This is a genomic window from Actinomyces sp. B33 (assembly GCF_028437565.1).
In the GTDB taxonomy this organism is placed as follows: Bacteria; Actinomycetota; Actinomycetes; order Actinomycetales; family Actinomycetaceae; genus Pauljensenia.
This window is the reverse complement of sequence record NZ_JAMRYR010000001.1, coordinates 498,954-519,371: the sequence shown is the minus strand read 5'-3', so window position 1 is coordinate 519,371 and position 20,418 is coordinate 498,954. Positions and strand designations below refer to the sequence as shown.

Genomic DNA, 20,418 nt, shown 5'->3' with positions numbered 1-20,418 from the left:
CCGAGACTGGGACGGGGCGCGGAGACAGCTTCCCACGGGGCATCCCACTGAACTCGCCAATGCGGGAAGCTGGTGTGATGTTGATGGGATCTTCGACGTCGCGAAGATGGTCCGATCGGATCCTCGACGAGGTCGTCGCAGCCCTCGTCAGACTCAATCCGCCGATAACCCGGGAGTCGGCCAAACGGCGTACTGGCATGATGAACGAAGCTTTTCCGGAAGCTCAGCTCCTCGACTGGCCTGTCCACCCGGGCCACGGCCGCGGAGACCTCGGGGAGGCTCCGGGCAGGATCGAGAGACAGGAGAACGCATGTACCCCTTCACCGTCGCCCACTTCCTCCCGGGCCTGGCGGCCCTGGGGATGACGCTCGCCCTGTGCTTCCCCCTCGGCCTGGAGCGCCACTACCACCTGAAGGATGCGGGGGTGAAGACGCACGTCCTCGTCGGCATGGGGTCGTGCTTGTTCACCCTCGTGTCGATGCACGGGTTCGCCGATGCCGGGGGAGGCGCCGTGCCGGACCCGTCGCGCCTGGCCGCCCAGATCGTCTCGGGCATCGGATTCCTGGGCGCGGGCGTCATCTTCGTCAACAACGACACGGTCAAGGGGTTGACGACGGCGGCGACCGTGTGGGTGTCGGCGGCGATCGGGGTGGCGTGCGGCGCCGGCCTGGCGCTCTTGGCGGCGGCCGCGCTCGTCCTGCACTTCCTCCTCGTCTTCCTCATCGGCCCGCTCGTCGCCAAGCTGCCGTCGAGCCACCGCGACGACCGGGTCGTCGTCGAGTACGAGGCCGGGCGCGGGGTGATGCGGTCGATCCTCCTGACGGCCACGCACCACGGGTACACGGCGACGGTGAACTCGACGGAGTCGATCCGCACCGAGGACGGCGAGGGGATGCGGGTCGTCATGAGATTCGAGGGGCCCCATCCGCAGGATGCGCTCGTCCGGGCCCTCGCGGATCTCGAGGGCGTCAATGCGGTCGACCGTGTGGAGCGGGCGGTTCTGGACTGACGGTGGACCGTTCGGTGCCGATGGGCCGGGAGGCGAGGGCGCTCTCCGGTCGTCCCGTGCGCCTCGGCGGCGCGCCTGCGCGCGGATCGGCGCGGCTAAGAGCTGGTCGCCGGGCTGTCGGTTGACCGCATCGGGCGTGTTCTGGGCCATGTTCATCGTCGGTGGCGGGGGGAGTCGTGCCAGAGGCGGCAGTGAGGGAGGCCCGGTGCTGATCGGCGGTGGTAGGGGCTCGCGCTCGCGCGCCGATGGATCCGCCGGTGGTCCCCGTCCGAGGGCCTGATCCGGAGCGCAGCGATCTCATGTGTAGAATGAGAATGATTCCCAATTGATAGCTAGAAGGGTCATCATGTCCTCCCGTCTCCACACGTCGCACCGGGTGTCGGCAGGGGCACGACTCGTCGCCGTACTGAGCGTCATCGCGCTCGCGGTGCTCGGCGTCATCGTTCCCTCCGCAGGCTCGCCCGCTCACGCGGCGGACACCGCTCAGCCCATCACCTCCGGAGACGTCACCCTGTGGCGTTTGACCGCCCCCAACGACCTCGGCGGCCTCGCACTCGACGCCCGCAGCGGCGACGCCCCCATCGACACGGCGAAGACCGCCATCGGCGTGCGGGACTCCGCCCTCGTCGCGAAGCTCGACCCGGCCCTGGGCGGGGGCTCCGGCTATGTCGTCGGACCGACCGCCTCGTCCCCCTCGGGCCTGGGCCTGTGGTGGGACACGACGGCCCTGAGCGCCGCCGGCTACACCAAGATGACCTACCGCTTCAACTACACGGGCCCGGAGGGGGGCAAGATCCTCGTCCACTCGACGACGTCCTCCTCCCCCGTCGCGATCCTCGACAGCGGCAGGTTCGACATGGAACGAGGCTCCGCGGAGGGGGACTCCGGGGCCAAGAACAACGACAAGATCGTCGTCACCGAGACCGCCAGGGGATCGGCGACCTGGATCTTCACCAAGCCCGGCACCTACACCCTGACGGCCACGGCGAACGCCTCCGGCGCGGGGTCGATGTACTCCCAGCGCACGGAGCCGCTGAGCATCACCTTCAAGGTCGGCGACGCCGCCATCGCCGGCCAGGCGGACGATCCGTCCGAATCGCCCGAGGCTCCCGGCCCGAGCGGGCCCGTCGCCCCCGGATCCGATGACGCGATCCCCGACGGCGCCGACGACCCGGCCTCGAACGGCGACTCTGCTTCAGACGGCGCGCCCTCCGTCGACATCCCCTCATCCCTTAAGCCCGGCGAGAGCCTCGACCCCTGGGCCTCCGGATTCTCCGAAGGCGCCCAGGTCGAGTTCCTCATCGACGGCACGAATATCGGCTCGGCGACCGTCACGGACGAGGACGCCGTCCTCGAATACGCGATCCCCGAGGACATGACCCCCGGCCGTCACACGCTCATCGCCCGCTCCGGCACGCGCAGCGTCTCCGTCTCCTTCACCGTGCTCAACCCGGACGGCTCCCAGCCCGCGCCGACGCCCCAGCCCGCGCCGGCGGAGGACCCCGACGCGGGCGACCCGGCTGAGAACCCGGCCGCGCCCTCCGCGACCCCCGGCGTCGCCTCGGCGTGCCTGGCCGACAAGCCCGCCGGCGGCAACCAGAAGGACCCGAAGACCGGTCGCGACATGCTCTACCGCAAGCACGTCGACGCCGCCCACATCTCCTGGAACGACGAGCTCGGCAACTTCACCGTCGATGTCGTCGACGGTCCGGCCGAGAACGTGCGCCCCGCCTCCGAGGTCGCGATGCGACTGGGCCCCGACGCCGATGCCTCGGGCCGCGAGGTCTCCCGCATCAAGCTGCCGGCCGACAACTCCCTGTCCTTCCTCGGCAAGCCCGGCGACATCCTGTGGAACGGACCCGGCCAGTACTACGACGGCCACCGGCCGATCTGGGCCGGCTACGGCGCCGGACAGGTCCCCTCGACGATCGACCCCGACACCGTCAAGCTCGAACTGGTCTCCGTCACGGGCCCCGGCGTCATGTCCGTGTGGCGCTCGGGCGCCGACTTCGTCCAGGAGGACTTCAACTCCGCGAATCCCGATAAGCGGGTCTCGCGGATCGTCCCGGGCGGCCACGGGCACCTCAACTGGTCCTTCACCGAGCCCGGTCGATACACCGTGACCTGGCGCGCGACCGCCAAGAGCAAGTCCGGCGAGACGATCACCTCGAAGGACTACGACACCCTGTGGCTCGTCGGCGAGGACAAGGACGTCGACCTGCCCGACTGCACGACCGCCGGGGCGAAGATCACGACGCCCGCCGAGGCGTTCGCCGGCGGAACCCCCGCGGGCCCGACGACCCCGGGGGCGCCGTCCGAGGAAGACGCCGACATCGACACCGTCGCCCTGCCCGCCAAGGGCACCTACGAGTGCCTGGCCCCCGGGCACCACGACCTGTCGGTCGTCACCGACGACAAGGGCCAGATGACCTCGTTCCTCAAGGACGACACCGTCTCCCCGGCGAAGAAGCGCGAATCCCACACGGTCGTCGTGCCGGTGCCGGATTCGGCCTCGTCCGTGCTCGCCCCGATCGGCCCCAAGGCCGCCCTCAGCGTCCTCGGGAGCGCCGGGGCGACGATCTGGACCCTGCCCGAGGTCCAGAAGGAGGGCCTCGTCTGGCTCGGGTTCAACACCGAGGGCATCGACTACTCGAAGGTCACCGCCGACGGCGTCGGCTTCTACACCGAGGAGTACGAGGGCCCCGGCACGATGGTCCTGTGGGACTACGACCCGATGCTCGGGGCCAATGCGCGGATGACGCTGCGCCCCGGCACGGGCTCGGCCGCGGGCCTCGGATCGCGACTCAACGAGTCGGAGAAGATCATCTTCAGGGAGGCCTCCCACCGTCACCTGGCGACCTCGGTCAACAAGCCCGGCATCTACCGGATGAGCAACCTGTGGAAGGCCGAGTACGCCAAGGACTCCGGATGGCCCGAGCGCATGTACGCGTTCTTCGACGTGTACTACGCCGTCGGCGACGAGGCCGTGGCCGCGGCATGCGGTTCCGCCCCCTCCCCGGATCCCGCGCCGGACGAGTCGCCGAAGCCCCAACCCGACGCGAAGCCGGAGCCGGACGCCACGCACCAGCCCGATACCAAGCCGGAGCCGGACGCCACGCCCGACGCGAAGCCGCAGCCCCGGCCCGCCCCGACAGGGGAGTTCACCACCTGCGAGGCGATGGCGTCGCTGCCCAAGGGGGCCGATATCGCGCTCGATCACGGCCACGCCGACATCTTCGATCTCGCGTCCGACGAGGCCGGCGCGCTGACCCTCAAGATCAAGGAGGACGTCACGGCCCTGGGGACGATGCGCGAGCCGGAGAAGGTCCTCCTCAAGGTCAAGCAGTCGACGCGGCAGGACATCCCCGAGACGATCCGCGCGAGCATCGAGACCCTCCCGGCATCCGGGTACGTCCTCGATCAGAGCGGCAACGACCAGGCGACCGTCCTGTGGCCCGGATGGGACACGCTCGCGATCCGCGCCGGCGGATACGAGAGCGCCGCCTTCGACGTCTCCTACGTCGGCCCCTACGGGGGATCGATCCACGCGTTCACCGTCGACCCGTTCCGCGGAGCGGAGTCGGTCCTCAAGGACGGCGGCTTCGAGCTCGCGCCCGAGGGGGCGACGATCACCCAGGACTACCCGGCCCACAAGCACGTCAACTGGGTGTTCTCCACGGCCGGCCGCTACGTGCTGACGGTCAAGGCCAGCGCCGCCAAGGCCGACGGGACCGTCGCCCAGGCCCCGGCCCGCACGTACACGATCGACGTGGGCGATCAGAGCGCATGCGCCAACGCCCCGACGATCGCCGTCGACCGGACCGAGGTGGCCCAGGGCGGGACGATCGTCTTCACCGCCACCGGCGTGGAGCCCGATTCCCCGGTCGTCTTCGAGGTCCACTCCCAGACCGTTGAGCTCCCCGCCGTCACGTCGGACGCCGCGGGAACGGCTCGCGCCACGTGGACCGTTCCCGCCGACTTCGAGCCCGGCACGCACGAGGTGACGATCCGGGGCCGCGACGGCCTTTCCGCCGCGTTCGCCGTCACCGCAGCAACCGCCGTCCCGGACGCCAGCGGCAACGGCCCCCAGCCCACAGACCCCCGGTCCGACGGGGGCAGTGGAACAGGCGGAGCCGACGGCGCCGGCGGATCGACGGGGACGACCGGCGGGTCGAACGCGCGCGCGGGCATCGCCAAGGAGCAGTGCCTCCCGACGACCATCACTCGCGAGGCCACCGAGGACGAGGCGAAGAACCTGTCCTTGGGCTCCGCGGCGGGCGAGGCCAACACCGCCACTGCGACCCTGAACTTCTCGGTCGGAGGCGCGGGCAACGTCACCGAGGGCCACTTCGACCTCGGACCCGCCATCGAGGACGGGACGGTCGTCGCCCGCATCAAGGACGATCGCAGCCAGCCGGCCTCGTGGGTCGACCCCGGGTCGCTGACCTTCGCCCTGGGCGATGCGGCCAAGATGAAGGCCCCCGCCGACGTCTCTTTCGTCGCCTCCCCCGGATCGGACATCTGGATGATCCCGTCGACGCAGATCGCCGGCGTCCCCTGGCTGGGGATGAACTCCCAGCGCGAGGAGATCGTCAACCAGACCTCCGGCGAGGTCGTATTCACCCTCGTCGACGTCCAGGGCCCCGGCAAGGTCGCGGTCTTCAACGCCGGCAGCCTCGGCTCAGGAGTGGGATCCCACATCTTCGACGGCGCGGGGTCGTCCTACACCCTCCCGGCGAATACCCACGCCCACCAGAACTGGTTGTTCACCGAGCCCGGCGACTACCGCCTGACGATCTCCATGAAGGTCACGCCCAAGTCCGGCTCCCTCAAAGGGTCGGTCGCGGGCACCGGGGCCGCGGGGAAGCTGACGCCCACCGGCGAGAAGGGCCCCAACGGCCTGCCCATCGTCAAGGAGGTCGTCGGGCGCACCCCCAGCGGCCAGCCCTGCGAGCTCACCGCGGCCGACCTGGCCCGCACCGGCTCCGACGCCTCCTCGGTGCTCGTCCTATCCGGCCTCGTCGCCCTCGGCGGCCTCGCGGTCCTCGCGGCGTCGCGCCGGCGCCCGTCGGCGATGCGGTGGTGATGCCGGGGTGACCTCCAACCCCCATCGGATCGCCCGGGCGGCGGTCGGCGCAGTTCTCGCGCTGACCGCCGTCCTGGCCGCGTCCTCCTGCTCCGCCCCCGCCCTGTCCTCCGACCCGGCCGACGACGGCGAGCTGCGCGTCGCGACGACGACGGGCATCCTCGCCGACCTCGTGCGCAACGTCGCCGGAGACCGGGCGACCGTCACCCAGATGGTTCCCGACGGCGCCGACCCCCACTCGTGGGAGCCGAGCCTGCGGACCATCCGCGACGTCGCCTACGCCGACGTCGCCTTCTCGAACTACCTCCTCCTCGAGGAGCACGCCATCATCCGGGCCCTCGACGCCAACCTGCCCCCCACCGCGACCTCCGTCTCGGTCGCCGAGGAGGCCGCCAAGGAGGGGGCGACGATCCTCCCCCTCATCGAGGACCGCTCCCTCGACACCGTGTGGCTCGGCATGAGGGTCCTGGGCACCGGCTCCCAGTACGGGGCCGACCGGGCCTCGACCATCGACCTCATCGCCACCGGCGTCGACGGGCCCGGCGACGCCGCCTCCTACCTGACGACCTCCTTCGGGGCCCCCGACATCGGCTTCGCCTCCTCCGACGGATTCGATCCCGCCTCCGGGTACGCGGACGACACCTCCGTCCTGCCGGCCGACGCCCACCAGCACATGAGCTGGGCCTTCACCGCCCCCGGCGTCTACCGGATCCCCTTCGAGGCGCGGCTGCGCGCCCGCGAGGGCGATCGGCCCGTCGTCCTCGACGGCGCCACCGCGGTCTTCGCCGTCGGCGTCGCCCCCGACGAGGTGGCCGCCGCCGAGGGGCGCAGGATCCTGTCGGCGGGCCACGCGGATATCACCGTCGACCTCGAGCGCGGGGGCGTCGCCCTCGCCGTGGACGAGGGCGCCCTCGCACCGGCGCCGGGAGGCGGCCCGGACGACGAGGAGCGCTCGTCGAAGCGGGACGCGCCCCTCGCTCCCGGCATGGAGGTCGTCGACCTCGACGACGTCGTCATCGACGTGCCGACCCGCACCCTCACGCAGATCCCCGGGGCCCCCGGATTCCGCTTCCTCGGAGCGCCCGGATCCGACGCCTACGTCCTGCCCCAGGCCGTCCTCGGCAAGCACGTCCACGGAGAGATCGACCCCCACCTGTGGCACGACGCCCACAACGCGGCCGCCTACGTGCGCGTCATCCGCGACGCCCTCATCGCCGCCGACCCCGACGGGGCCGACGACTACCGGCGCAACGCCGCCGCCTACGCCGCGCTCCTCGACGAGGTCGACGCCGAGGTCGCCGCGACGATCGCGACGATCCCCCCCGAGCGGCGCCGCCTCGTGACGACCAACGACGCCTACGGGTACCTCGCCAACGCCTACGGCCTCGACGTCGCCGGCTTTGTCGCCCCCAACCCCGGCGTCGAGCCGAGCGTCGCCGACCGGATCCGCCTGGCCGCCACCCTCGACGACCTCGACATCCCCGCGGTGTTCCTCGAACCGAACCTCGCCCGGACCCGCTCGACCCTGCGCACGACGGCCCAGGAGGCCGGCGTCCGGGTGTGCCCCCTGTACGGGGATACGCTCGACGCCACCGCCCCCACCTACGTCGACATGATGCGATTCAACGCCCAGTCCCTCGCCCGCTGCCTCGGCGGGCACGACCCCGAAGAGGAATGACCCTGTGAGAACCCACCGATTTCGCGCCCTCGCCCTCGGCGCCGCCCTCGCGTGCGCCGCGCTCCTGGGAGGACCGGGCGTCCACGCGGCCCCCGGCGACGGCGCGGACGACCCCGCCCTCGATCAGAGCGTCGGAGCCGACGAGGCCTCCGGCGAGGGGCCGGTGTCGATCGTCCGCGGGCACGTCGACCTCGGCCCGCGCCTCGTCGACGGGCAGTGGACCGTCGCCATGCGCGACGACTCCGGGACCGAGCCGGTGTGGCGCGACCCCGACCAGACCGTCCTCGTCGTCTCCGACGCCGGCCTCCTCGACGCCCCCACCGGGCCCGAGTACTCGTTCATGGGCGCCACCGCCGGCGAGCAGTGGTACGTCATCCCCCAGACCCAGCTCGCCGATGTCGTCTGGCTCGGGTGGAGCACCCAGGACCCCGGCGTCGTCGGCCTCGTCGACCGGGGCGCGACGATGAGCATCGGCCCCGTCCGCGGCCCGGGGCGGTCGTGGATGTTCCTGCAGAACGGGACCTTCGGAGAGCCCCTTCTCCTCGTCGACGGGCAGAAGGACGAGGCGCAGGACGTGTGGGTCGACGTCAACACGCACGTCCACGCGAACTGGGTGTTCACCGAGCCGGGCGTCTACACCGCGGCCCTGACCTTCTCCGCCGACGCCCTCGACGGGTCGAAGGTCTCGGCGTCGACCGTCCTGCGCTTCGCCGTCGGCTCGCAGACCTCCGTCGACGAGGCGCTCGCGGCCGCGGCCCCCGAGCCGGGCGACGCGGCGTCCGCCCAGTCGGCCGGGACGGACGACGAGCCCCGGGCTCAGGGCTCCGACGCCCGGGACGGCGCCGACGAGCGCGAGGACGAGGCGCAGCCCGTCGACGCCGGGCGGGAGCCGGCCTCGTCGCGGGCGACGATATGGATCGCCGGGGCCGTCGTCGTCGCCGGGATCGTCGGGGGGCTCCTCGTGTGGGTCCGCCGCCGGGCCAGCGTCCGCGATCGCGCCGCCGCGATCGCCGAGGCCCGCGCCGCCGGATCCGCCGATCCGGGCGCGGAAGCGGCGGGGGACGGCGAGTGAGGGCGCTGAGCGTCCGCGGACTCGGCGTCGACCTGGGGGGTCGGGCCGTCCTGCGCGACGTCGACCTGGAGATCGACGCCGGGGAGCTCGTCGGGCTCATCGGCCCCAACGGGGCGGGCAAGACCACCCTCCTGCGGGCCGTCCTCGGCCTGATCCCCGCCGTCGCGGGCGCCGTCGAGCACGCCGGGGCCCCGGACTCCCCCGATGCGGGCGGTCCGCGCGCCCGGCGCCCCGGTCGGGCGGGCGTCGGCACGTCCATCGGGTACGTCCCCCAGCGCCACGAGTTCGCCTGGGACTTCCCCATGAGCGTGCGCGACGCCGTCCTCGGGGCGATCACCGTGCGCCTCGGGCTGCTCGCCCGACCCCGGATCGCGCACCACCGCGCCGTCGAACGGGCCCTGGCGCGCACCGGCATGTCGGACCTGGGCGACCGGCCCGTCGGCGAGCTGTCGGGCGGCCAGCGCCAACGGGTCCTCGTCGCCCGGGCCCTCGCCCTCGAGCCGTCGGTGCTCCTCCTCGACGAGCCCTTCACCGGCCTCGACATGCCGACCCAGGAGCTCCTCATGGACCTGTTCCGCGACCTGGCGGGGGAGGGGTGCGCGGTCCTCATGACGACCCACGACCTCATCGGCGCGCGCGCCCAGTGCGACCGCCTCTACCTCGTCAACCGGACGGTCGTCGCCTCGGGGACGCCCGCCGAGCTGTCCGACGCCGACACGTGGATCCGCACTTTCGCGGTCCGTCCCGACAACCCGCTGCTCGCGGCGCTTGGAGTCTCGTGATGCTCACGCCGATCGATTTCATCAACGACCTGTTCAACCCGGTCCTCGCCTTCCTACCGCGGGCCCTGCTCATGGCGGTCCTGTGCGCCGTCGTCTGCGGCGTCGTCGGCGTCCACGTCGTCCTGCGGGGAATGGCGTTCATCGGGGACGCGGTCGCCCACTCGGTGTTCCCCGGCCTGGCGGTCGCCTTCCTCGTCTCGGGATCGCTGGTCCTGGGCGGCGCCGTCGCGGGCGTCGCGACGGCCGTCCTCGTCGCCCTGCTGTCGCAGAACCGCAGGCTCAAGGAGGATTCGGTGATCGGCGTCCTCTTCGTCGGGGCGTTCGCCCTCGGCGTCGTCGTCATCGCGAGGACTCCCGGGTACGCGGGGAGCCTCCAGGACTTCCTCTTCGGGTCGATCACGGGGGTGCCGGCCTCGGACGTGCCGGTGGCGCTCGCGGGAGGGGCCCTCGTCGTCGGGCTCCTCGCGGTCTTCCACAGGCCGATCGTCGCCGTGTCCCTCGATCGCGAGACGGCCCGGGCCGCGGGCCTGAACGTCCTGGCCCTCGACGTGCTCCTGTACGTGGCGGTGTCCCTGGCGGTCGTCATCTCGGTGCAGACGATCGGCAACATCCTCGTCCTCGCGCTCCTCGTGACGCCGGCGGCGACGGCGCGCCTGCTGACGGATCGCCTGGGGACGATGATGTGGCTGGCGCCGACGCTGGGAGCGTTGGCGGGGGTCCTCGGGCTCTACCTGTCGTGGTCGGTGGACGTGCCGACGGGGGCGACGATCGTCCTCGTGCTGACGGTCGGGTTCGCGTTGGCGTGGGCCTTCGCCCCCCGGCACGGGGCGCTCGCGCGCAGGCTCGGCCGGGCCTGAGGGCGCCGACCTCCGCCCGGTCAAGCGTGGGTGGGTGGAGGGGCCGCCGGTTCTCAGTGCTCCTTCCTGGGGCTCGGTCTCGCGGTGGGATCGGGATGCCCATGGGAGCGTGCGGTGCGCCAGTCGTGTCCCACGCGAGGGGGATCCTCGTCGAGAACCGCGAGGCTCAGGCTGGGACCGGGACCGCGGCGCTGGGCGAGCATGCCTGCCTGCCTCGCGTCATTGGAGGGCGGATGCCCCTGCCTCGCGGATCGAGGTCATTCGAGATTCCTATGCCTGCCGACGAGATCCTCGTGATCGAGATCTTTCCGCTGTTCGAGGTCCAGGATCAGGCAGTCGAAGGCGATCCATACCGACTGCTCGAATAGCGATCCCATGGGTTGGATGCTCTCGACCATGTCCCCGGTGCTGAGGAACGCCGCGGCAGGAATAGTCAGCACATGGGTCGCCCGTTTGGCCGACCGGCCCTCGGGATTCGAGGTCACCACGGCGATGCTCGCGCCGATCTCCTGGGCCCGTGCGATCACGTAGTCGATATGGCCGATCTCACCGGAGCCCGAGACGGCGATGAGCAGGTCGTCCGCACCCAGCGCGGGAGTCGTGTCGTCCCAGATCCAATGGGAGTCGAGGCCTATGTGGGCCAATCGCATGGTGAGTCCTCGAGCGGCGAGGCCCTCGCGACCGACTCCGATGACGACAATCCGGCGAGCCGAGCAGATCGCGTTTGCCAGATCGACGATCTCACGCGAGGAGACCCGGGACATGACGGCGGCCAGTTCAGTGAGAACGGATCGTGAGTATTCGGGGAATAGCATGGGAGAAGACCTCCTGTATCGAAATTATCCGAAGGTTGCCGAGCGGCGGTGTGAACGACGTCGAAGATAGAAATTGAGCACCATGACCCCTAGGAGGAGCACTCCCCAAACGAAGGTTTTCGCGAACGGGGAGTATCCGAGAATGGAGAACGCGCTCTGCAAGGACTGCAAGACGATGACGGCGAGCAGGACGTTCGGGACGCGCCCTCGACCGCCGTCGGGGTCGAATCCGGCGAGGACCGCCACCAGGATCGCTTGAAGCTGGTACGACTCGCCGAACCCCTCACGCGCCGAGTTCTGAGACGCGAGCATCAGCACTGCGGCGATCCCGGAGAGGAATCCTGAGATCGTGTAGACCCGGAACTTGATCGAGTCCGTGCGGATCCCGGAGAAGCGCGCGGCGGTGATCGATTCCCCGATGAGGTAGATCCTCCTGCCCACGCGCCGGCGTGACAACAGGTACCACATCGCCCCGAAGGCCAGCACGATCACGAGGAAGCTGATCGGGATCGCGGCGATCGTCAGCGTCGAGACAGAGGAGAGCGACGATGTGGCGACGCCGATGCTGTTCCCGTTGGTGGCGGCGAGGGCGATCCCGCTGAAGAAGATCATTGTTCCGAGGGTCGCGAGGATCGGCGGGACCGAGAAGCGCGAGATGAGAAGGCCGTTCGTCGCCCCGCACAGGGTCGCGACGATGAGGATCGTCACGATCCCGGCCAATGTCAGTGGAAGATCGTTGGAGGCGGTGATCGAGACGAGGTCGCCGGACATCACGTAGGCTCCCGCGATCGAGGAGACGGCCGCGATCGACACGATCGAGAGGTCGATCCCACCGGAGAGCATTGCCAGAGACATGGCCAGTGAGAGCAGTCCAAGACTCGACATCTGAATCGCCATCGACTGGAAGTTCGCGATCGAGTAGAAGCGCGCCCCAAGGAGGGCACCGAGCCCGAAATACAGGATGAGTCCGGTCGTGACGAGCATCGCGGTATCGCGGTCGCCGCGAAGCAGTTTCTCGGTGGCCTTTTTCGCGTTGAATCCGAATCGCATCGCGTCAGCCCTCCCGGAAAACCAGTTCGCGTCGGTTCGACTTGCGCTTCTGCGCGTACATCGTGGCCAGGGTGATGAGCAGCACGATGCCGAAGAAGAAGTTGTTGAAGCTCGACGACAGGCCGAGGAACACGAGCGTGTTCTGGAACAATTGGACGACGGCGATCCCCAGGACCGTGCCCAGGATCGTGCCCTCGCCCCCGGTGAGCGTCGCTCCTCCGATGATTACCGCCGCAAGGACGAAGAGTTCTGAGCCGACGATGCTCGTGGGGTTGACGAAGCGAAGATTCGCGAAGTAGATGACCCCCGTGATGCCGGCGAGGATCCCGGAGTACGCGTAGACGAAGCCCCTGACGAAGGCCACATTGACGCCGATACGACTCGCTGCGTCGGCGTCGCTCCCGATGGCGAAGACCTCTCTTCCCAGACGGGTCCTGTACAGGAGGAACCACGTGAGGGTGCCGATGAGGACCGCTATCGGGAAGAAGACCGTCAAGCCGTAGGTCGATCCCGATCCGCTCCCGACATCCCAGATGCTCGCGGCCCCGAATTGCGCGATGGAATCGGGCATCTGGCTCGAGGAGAACGATTTCGTCCCCAGGGTGAGGGCCATTCCGCCGTAGAAGACGGATTGGGTTCCGAGTGTGACGATCAACGGGTGAAGGCCGAACGCATGGATGAGGAGCGCGTTGACGATCCCCATCGCGAGGCCCGCCGCGGCTGAGACGAGCACGGCGAGGAGGAGGCTGTCGATTCCCGCGACGAGGAGGACTCGTACCGCGAGGTATCCGCTCGCGGCTGCGATCGCCGTGAAGGACACGTCCAGTCCTCCTGAGACGAGGACGACGAGGAGCCCGAAGCCGAACAGCAGCATCGTTGAGCCGGACCGGATGGTGTCGAAGAGGGTTTCGAGGCTCAGGAACAGGGGATTCTTGATGCCCACGACTGCGATGTATGCGAGGACCACGACGAATAGGTATTTCTCCATCGAAGTGGCTTTTCGTTTGAAGATCGTCCGAAACATCCTCTCCCCTATCTGTCCTGCTGTTCAGGGTCTTCGGTACTCTTGGCTTCCCTGCTCGGAGGATTCGCGACGACCCGAATGAGGCGGTCTGTGAAAGTGGCTGCACTCATGTCGTCCTCGTTGAATGTCTCGACGACCGATCCCTCATGCATGACGAGCACTTTGTTGCACACCGTGGAGATCTCTTCAGCCTCATCGGAGATGACGAGCACCCCCATGCCGTCGTTGGCGAGAGACTTGATGGATTCGTAGATCTCTTCCTTCGCCCCGATGTCGATGCCCACGGTCGGGCTGTCGAGTATCAGGACCTTGGGTCGCGAGGCCATCCACTTCCCGATGACGACCTTCTGCTGGTTTCCTCCCGATAGGGCACCGACTGGAGTCTCAACGTCGCGGTTATTGACGTTGACCGCGTTGACGAGGGACTCCGACAAGGAGCGCTCGAGGTAGTGGGAGATGTTCCGGCAGCGTGTGAGAACTGAATCGAGGGCGGAGGACGTGAGATTCGTTTCGATGGATTTCCTTAGAAAAAGGCCTTCGCTCTTCCTGTCTTCGGGGAGCAGGGCGATTCCGAGCTCAAGGGCGGTCCAAGGATTCTTGATGTCCACGGGACGCCCATCAATGAGGATCGTGCCGGAACTGGGTGGATTCAGCCCGAAGAGGGACAGCGCGAGTTCGGTTCTTCCCGACCCGAGCAGCCCTGTGACTCCCAGGATGTCGCCGGGCTGAATCTCGATGTTGATATCGGCGTAGTGCCCGTTCCGCGTGAGGCGCTCGGTTTTCAGGAGGGGGGATGCGTCGGGGAGGCTGCGTGTGTAGCATCCGTGGGCGACGTGCCGTCCCGTCATGTGATGGACAAGGGTATCGGCGTCGAGCTGCTCGGCCGGGAAATCGCCGATTTTGACGCCGTCGCGCAGAATGGTGATGGTGTCGGCGATCTTGAAGACCTCGTCGAGTTTATGACTGATGAAGACGATCGAGAGCCCTTCGCGTTTGAGGTCGAGGACGATCGACAGGAGCCGATCGACTTCAGTCGATGTGAGCGCGGCGGTGGGCTCGTCCATGAAGAGCACTTTTGCGTCCATGCTGAGAGCCCTGCAAATGGCGACGACCTGCTTGTTCGCAACCGAGAGGGACGAGACTCTGGCCGTCGGATCGAGGACCACGCCGATGCGGTCGAGTTGCTCCTGAGCGATCTCGCGGATTTCGTGACGACGGATCAATCGGCTTTTCGATGAGAGGATTCTGCTGAATGCGATGTTCTCCTCCACCGACAGGTGATCGAAGAGCGCAAGGTCCTGGAAAATGACGTGAATACCCGCGTCGATGGCGCAGATGGGACGACCATGTGGGAGGGGAGTTCCCGCTATGGAGATCCTCCCCTCATCGGGAGAGTGGACTCCGCTGATTACTTTGACGAGGGTTGACTTGCCACAGCCATTCTCCCCGGCGAGGCAGACGATTCTTCCGGCTTCGATCTCGAAGTCGACGTTCTTCAGGGCCTTCGTGGTGGAGAAGAGCTTGGTGATCCCCTCGGCTCGAAGCAGGGGTGGGGTGTTTTCCATGTCGTGCTCGATTCAATATGGTGCGGGTCGGCAGTGGGGGGTGCCGACCCGCACCCTCGGACTCAGTACGGGTATTTCCCGGAAGAATTCGAATCCGCGCTGAAGGTCACGATCCCGCTTCCGGTGACGAGCTTGTCGCTGACGGTCGAGTCAGCGAACCCGTCGGCACCGAGATCGATTCCGCTTTCGATCTTCTCGCCCTGAAGGACCTTGAGGGCGAGGGAGTTCGCGGCATAGCCGGCGGCCATCGGGTCCCAGCCCTGGGCGTTGTCCATCCATCCGTCCGCGAGGTAGGAGTCCGAGATGGAGGGGACGGACAGCGTCGAGACGGTGATGCTCGTGAGATTCTTGTCCTTGATCGCGGCGGCGAAGTTCGACCCCGCCGAAACGGACATGCCGGCGAAGCCGCCAAGGTCTGGATAGGCCTTGATGATTTCCAGGGCCTTGGATTGGGCAGTGGCATCGTCGTTGTTGTCCTCGTACGGGGAGTCGGTGACGGCGAGCATCTGCGGATAGTTCTCCTGGAGGTACTTCGTGCCGGCTTCGTACCACGCCATGTGGGTCTCGTTCGTCAGCGAGGCGACCATCGTCGCGTACGTGCCCTTGCCGCCCATGGACTTCGCGAGGGCTTCATACATTTGCTCGCCGAACTCGGTATTGTCGAATGCTTCGAGGTCGTAGTCGACGCTGTCGGTTCCGGCGAGGGTCGGGGCCTCGTGGGTGATGACCACGATTCCCTTATCGCGCGCCTGCTTGAGGATAGGGGCGATGCTCTGGGGGTCGTTGGGGACGACGACTAGGGCATCGATGTCTTGCGCGATAAGGTCTTGGACGATCTGGATCTGCTGCGCCGAGTCCCCGGTTGACGGGCCGGTCTGTCGCGCTTCTGCCGATCCGTTGTCGTCGTCGAACTGCTCGACTCCTTCATTCATCCGTTCGAACCACGGAATGCCCTCGACCTTCGAGACGGTGACGATCGTGTAGCCGCCATCGGCAGTGGACTCCGACGAGGACATCGGCGTGGTGGTGGAGCCGCATGCGGTGAGGAGCATCGCCGATATTGCTGCGGTCGCTCCAATGTAAGACGTGACGCGCGAAGATCTCATGTCGTTCTCCTTTGAAAGACTGATGAATCGCATTTTGTTGCGACCAACACAAATATGTGACATTGGGGGAGATTCGTCAAGAGAGGGGCGTATCGTCGCCATGTTGCGGTTGTGTTTCGACCGAGCTGATCGGATCAGCGGGGTGAAGGAGGATCCGGATCGACGGAGAAAGAGCTGAGATGAGCGGATCCAGACGGGGATCTGGTAGACAAGGGTTGTGATGGACCATGTCAATGGGCTCCAGACGCCGGCGCCGAGCGGGATGAGCTTCGAGGCTGTTCGTCGGAACAACCTTTCAGCCGTGCTGCGCCATGTCCACTACGCGGGGTCGATATCCCGTGCGGCGCTGTCTCCTCTGACTGGCTTGAACCGATCCACGATCAGCGCGCTGGTGAGCGAGCTTGTTAACCGCGACCTCATCGTCAGTTCGATCCCTGAGAAAACCGCCAGGAGGGGCCGAGGGCGTCCGGGCGCGGTCCTTCAGCCGAATTCCGCGGTGGCGGTCGGCGTCGTCAGCGTGGATGTCCGATCTATCGTCTTCGCCATAGTCGGGCTCGGTGGGAGAGTGCTGCGAGAGAGAAAGGTCATCCTCAAGGCTCCCCCGACGATTCAGCAGGTCAAGTCCTATGTCCTCTCGAGTGTTTCGGTCTTCTCTCTCGATCGCGAGGATGTCCGGATTGTCGAGTACGTCCTCTGTCTGGATGGCTTGATCTCCACGGACGATCAATCGATCCGATACGCGGCGAAACTCGGGTGGGAGGACGTGGATGTCCGCGAAGAGCTGTCGGAGTGCTTCGGGAGGCGTCCCCATGTCGTCAATCGCGCAGGGGCCGCGGCGCTCGCCGAGAGCCGGTTCGGCATCGCCAGGGGCAGGCGGAGCGTGGTCTACATCGAGGGCGTGGACGATGGGATCGTGTCCGCGATTCTTCAGGACGGGCAGCCGATTCGAGGCGCTCGAGGATACGCTTCTCAAATCGGCGACTCCGTCATCGGCCCGCCCCACGGCGTCCGTGGTCGGATCACTGCGCGGACGGTCAATGATGAGGTCAATCGCCGCAGTCTCCTCAAAGCGATGGGGGTCCCCTCGGCAACGGATGACGCGATCCGTATGTCGATCTACGAGGGGCCGACCCCGGAGATCAGGGATGTCGCCGAACGGCAGGCGGAGGTGCTGAGCATGGTCATCGCGAACACGATCAGCATGCTCAATCCCGAGGTGATGGTGCTCAACGGATTCGTCGCTTCGGTGTATGAGGCCGATCCTGGCCATATGCAGACCCTCGTCCGGCGTCAGTGCTCGTTCCCCCTCCTTGAAGGGTTCACGATTGTCTCTTCGGCGCTGGGCGAGCATGCCTGCCTCATCGGCGCTGCGGAGGAGGGGCTCGCTTCTCTTCTGGCCGGAGAGGTTGACATGATGGGGTCCGGGCGTTCGTCCGACTGATGATCGCATCCGGGGACGAGATCAACGGCCTCGTATCGAGAATCCCAGAGGGGCGATGGTTCTTCGCGCAGGGTCATGCGGAAGACGAGCGGGACGCGTCATTCTCGATGCTCCCGACCGGAGAATGTCGACCTGCCGTCTTCTTGTCGCGGCTGATGGGACCGCGTCGACCGCTGCGTCACCCCGTTCCAGTCTCGGCGAGGCGCCGCGATGCGCGCCGACACCGCCTCCCGCGCCTATCGGACCACGATCAGCCCCCGCCCTCGCTAATCATGACTGCAATCACCCCACCCAACGCATCCTGATGGCGGAGCGGTCCTTGCCTGTCAGGGCCCATGAGTTCTCCTCGTGGCGACGAGTGATAAGGGGCGGTCGTCTATCAGCTCGTGGGAGATATCGGAATCGGGTGAAACCGCCGGAGAAAAGGGCCCTGCCCTGTGCCGATTCCGGCGCGGCCCGGGCCGGTGCGGGGCTTGAGGGGCTTGCTTGACTCTGACGTAACGTCAGGCGGAACGATGGAATCCATGAATACGGAAGAAACCCTCTACACGGTTGGGGAGGTGGCGGAGACCTTGAATGTCACGGTGCGCGCCTTGCATCACTGGGAGAGTCAGGGCCTCGTGACCCCCACCGATCGGAGCTGGTCGAACTACCGGCTCTATACGCCAGAAGACGTCGAGAGGATCCAGCAAATACTGATTTACCGTGCCACTGGAATGAGGTTGGCGGAAATCAAACAGCTGCTCGCCGATGGCTCGTCAAGTATTGACCATCTGCGTCGGCAACGCGAGATCCTCATCGACCAACAGTCCCATATTTCTGAGATGGTGCGGGCCATTGACACGTTATTGGAGAAAGAAATGAGTGACGAGAAACTCGACCTCGACCAGATCGGCGAGATCATCGGTGATGCCATGTTCGCCGAGCATCGGGCAGAAGCCGAAGGCCTTTACGGCGATACGGACGATTGGGAGATCAGCCGACGACGCACATCGAGTTGGGAATCGCATGACTGGGCGGCCAGCAAGCGGCGGTTCGAAGCAATAGACGAGCGCCTGGTCGAGGCCCTGCGCAACGGTGTGCAAATCGAAAGCGAAGAGGCTGCTGCACTCGTACATGCGCATCGCGAAGCGCTCAGTCAGTTCTTCCCGGTTACCCATGCGAAGCACTACTTGATTTCACGCTGCTACATCGGCGACGAGCGGTTCAAGAGCTACTACGACAACCAGCAAGAAGGCCTGGCCCAATGGTTGGCCGATGCGATTGCGCATGTCGCCGAAGCGAACGGCGTCGACCTGGAGAATCCGGACTGGGCATGAACGCGGAATAGTCCTGCGCTCACCCGAAAGGCGGAGATGCGACCCAAAACGGGGAAGAAAAACTAGCGGTAGTGGCCGGGCAGGCCGGTTGAGGGGCCGCGATCCGGATGCGGGGGGCTCTCAAGGGGCCGTGTTGGGTAAGGGGGACGTGCGCAGCGTCCCTTGGGGCAGGGGGAGGGAGGGGCGATGCTCGTGGTGTGCCGGGCACGGACCCGATGAGCGCAGTCATCGTCGAAGAGCGCGCGAAGCCTGGAATCACCAGAGTGATAACGATTGCACAACGATCTTTGGGAGATCGCAGTGGGTTGACGTTCACCCCTCGTACAGTGTCCATGTTCGTCCGCTCGCACCGGCGTCGCTCAGCCGGGGTTCTGCGCGCCCCGGCTGCGGTTCCGGGACGGGAGCGCTGACGAACGGCTCTCGACGACCGAGGGCGATCGATCCCCATCAGAGCCGATGGAATCAGACAAGGAGACACCATGAAGTCACGCAGTGCAATCACTAGTGCAATCGTTCTCACGTCGGCCTTCGCACTCGCCGCATGCTCCGGCGGCACCGGTGCCGGCACCGCCGACCCCGCCTCCGGCACGAGCACCGACTCCGACTACACCATCGCCGTTGTCCCCAAGGACGCCACCAACCCCTGGTTCGTCCGCATGGAGACCGGCGTCAAGAAGTACGCCGAGGAGACCGGGCTCAACGTCTTCCAGAAGGGCCCGGCCGAAACCGACGCGACGATGCAGGCCCAGGTCATCCAAGACCTCATCGCCCAGAACGTCGACGCCATCTGCGTCGTCCCCGTCGACCCGGGCGCCATCGAGCCCGTCCTCAAGGAGGCCATGGACGCCGGCATCGTCGTCGTCACCCACGAGGGCGCCTCGCAGGAGAACACGATGTACGACATCGAGGCGTTCAACAACGCCGCCTACGGCGCCTTCATCATGGACAACCTCGCCACCGCCATGGGCGAGGAAGGCGTCTACACGACCATGGTCGGCCACGTCACCAACGCCTCCCACAACGAATGGGCCGACGGCGCCGTCGCCCGCCAGAAGGAGAAGTACCCGAACATGACGCTGCTCGAGGCCGAGCCGCGCGTCGAATCCCAGGACAACGGCGAGACCTCCTACCAGGTCGCCAAGGAGGTCCTCAAGAAATACCCGGAGATCAAGGGCATCCTCGGCACCTCCTCCTTCGACGCCCCCGGCGTCGCCCGCGCCATCGACGAACTCGGCCTCAAAGGCAAGGTCTTCACCGCCGGCACCGGCATGCCCGAGGCGAACAAGGAGATCCTCGAAAAAGACCTCGTCGCCGCGCTGACCCTGTGGGACCCCGCCGACGCCGGATACGCCATGGCCTCCCTGGCCACGAAGATCCTCAACGGCGAGAAGATCGCCGACGGCGTCAACCTGGGCGTCGCCGGATACGAGGACATGCACTTCTCCGAAGGATCGGACAAGGTCCTCGAGGGCAACGGCTGGATCCAGATCACCAAGGACAACGTCGCCGACTTCGGCTTCTAATCCTCGGCGGCGGGAGGTCATCGGCCCTCCCGCCGCCGCCCCCTCGCCCTGCCCCCTCACCTGCGCGTCGCCCGTCGGCGCCCCGTCGGCC

14 protein-coding genes are annotated in these 20,418 nt (G+C 67.3%); 9 read left to right on the top strand and 5 right to left on the bottom strand.

What is annotated here, in order from left to right:
• Positions 1-310 precede the first annotated feature (310 nt).
• From M3T53_RS02185 to M3T53_RS02160, 6 genes are all read left to right on the top strand, one after another.
• Entirely contained in the window at positions 311-1,009 is a 699-nt protein-coding gene (locus tag M3T53_RS02185) for an MgtC/SapB family protein (RefSeq protein WP_272432802.1), read from the top strand.
• Positions 1,010-1,355: 346 nt separating this feature from the next.
• The gene (locus M3T53_RS02180) at positions 1,356-6,095 is read left to right on the top strand and encodes a TIGR03773 family transporter-associated surface protein (protein WP_272432801.1); all 4,740 of its coding nucleotides are present in this window, start codon (positions 1,356-1,358) and stop codon (positions 6,093-6,095) included.
• Between the two features lie 7 nt (positions 6,096-6,102).
• Complete coding sequence (locus M3T53_RS02175; RefSeq protein ID WP_272432799.1) at positions 6,103-7,773, top strand: anchored repeat ABC transporter, substrate-binding protein; 1,671 nt, start codon at positions 6,103-6,105, stop codon at positions 7,771-7,773.
• A gap of 4 nt (positions 7,774-7,777) precedes the next feature.
• Positions 7,778-8,845, top strand: a complete 1,068-nt coding sequence (locus M3T53_RS02170) for a choice-of-anchor M domain-containing protein (protein ID WP_272432798.1) — start codon at positions 7,778-7,780, stop codon at positions 8,843-8,845.
• Entirely contained in the window at positions 8,842-9,627 is a 786-nt protein-coding gene (locus tag M3T53_RS02165) for an anchored repeat-type ABC transporter ATP-binding subunit (protein ID WP_272432797.1), read from the top strand. The genes M3T53_RS02170 and M3T53_RS02165 overlap by 4 nt, the downstream gene beginning before the upstream one ends.
• Complete coding sequence (locus M3T53_RS02160) at positions 9,627-10,484, top strand: anchored repeat-type ABC transporter permease subunit (protein WP_272432796.1); 858 nt, start codon at positions 9,627-9,629, stop codon at positions 10,482-10,484. The genes M3T53_RS02165 and M3T53_RS02160 overlap by 1 nt, the downstream gene beginning before the upstream one ends.
• A gap of 257 nt (positions 10,485-10,741) precedes the next feature.
• Here M3T53_RS02160 and hxlB read toward each other — a convergent pair whose 3' ends face one another.
• From hxlB to M3T53_RS02135, 5 genes are all read right to left on the bottom strand, one after another.
• Entirely contained in the window at positions 10,742-11,299 is a 558-nt protein-coding gene (gene hxlB / locus M3T53_RS02155; RefSeq protein ID WP_272432795.1) for a 6-phospho-3-hexuloisomerase, read from the bottom strand.
• 24 nt (positions 11,300-11,323) lie between these two features.
• Positions 11,324-12,349, bottom strand: coding sequence for an ABC transporter permease (locus M3T53_RS02150; RefSeq protein ID WP_272432794.1), 1,026 nt, complete (start codon positions 12,347-12,349; stop codon positions 11,324-11,326).
• A gap of 4 nt (positions 12,350-12,353) precedes the next feature.
• The gene (locus tag M3T53_RS02145; RefSeq protein WP_272432793.1) at positions 12,354-13,337 is read right to left on the bottom strand and encodes an ABC transporter permease; all 984 of its coding nucleotides are present in this window, start codon (positions 13,335-13,337) and stop codon (positions 12,354-12,356) included.
• 44 nt (positions 13,338-13,381) lie between these two features.
• Complete coding sequence (locus tag M3T53_RS02140) at positions 13,382-14,938, bottom strand: sugar ABC transporter ATP-binding protein (protein WP_272432792.1); 1,557 nt, start codon at positions 14,936-14,938, stop codon at positions 13,382-13,384.
• A 62-nt stretch (positions 14,939-15,000) separates the two neighbouring features.
• On the bottom strand, positions 15,001-15,990 hold the full coding sequence (locus M3T53_RS02135) for a substrate-binding domain-containing protein (protein WP_272432791.1): 990 nt from the start codon (positions 15,988-15,990) through the stop codon (positions 15,001-15,003).
• A 274-nt stretch (positions 15,991-16,264) separates the two neighbouring features.
• Between M3T53_RS02135 and M3T53_RS02130 the strand changes: the two genes are divergently transcribed.
• The 3 genes from M3T53_RS02130 to M3T53_RS02120 all read left to right on the top strand — a co-directional run bounded on the left by M3T53_RS02130 (position 16,265) and on the right by M3T53_RS02120 (position 20,327).
• Entirely contained in the window at positions 16,265-17,485 is a 1,221-nt protein-coding gene (locus tag M3T53_RS02130; RefSeq protein ID WP_272432790.1) for an ROK family transcriptional regulator, read from the top strand.
• 524 nt (positions 17,486-18,009) lie between these two features.
• On the top strand, positions 18,010-18,804 hold the full coding sequence (locus M3T53_RS02125; RefSeq protein ID WP_272432789.1) for a MerR family transcriptional regulator: 795 nt from the start codon (positions 18,010-18,012) through the stop codon (positions 18,802-18,804).
• A gap of 479 nt (positions 18,805-19,283) precedes the next feature.
• Positions 19,284-20,327 (top strand): autoinducer 2 ABC transporter substrate-binding protein, encoded by a 1,044-nt coding sequence (locus M3T53_RS02120; RefSeq protein WP_272432788.1) that lies wholly within the window; start codon positions 19,284-19,286, stop codon positions 20,325-20,327.
• Positions 20,328-20,418: the final 91 nt, after the last annotated feature.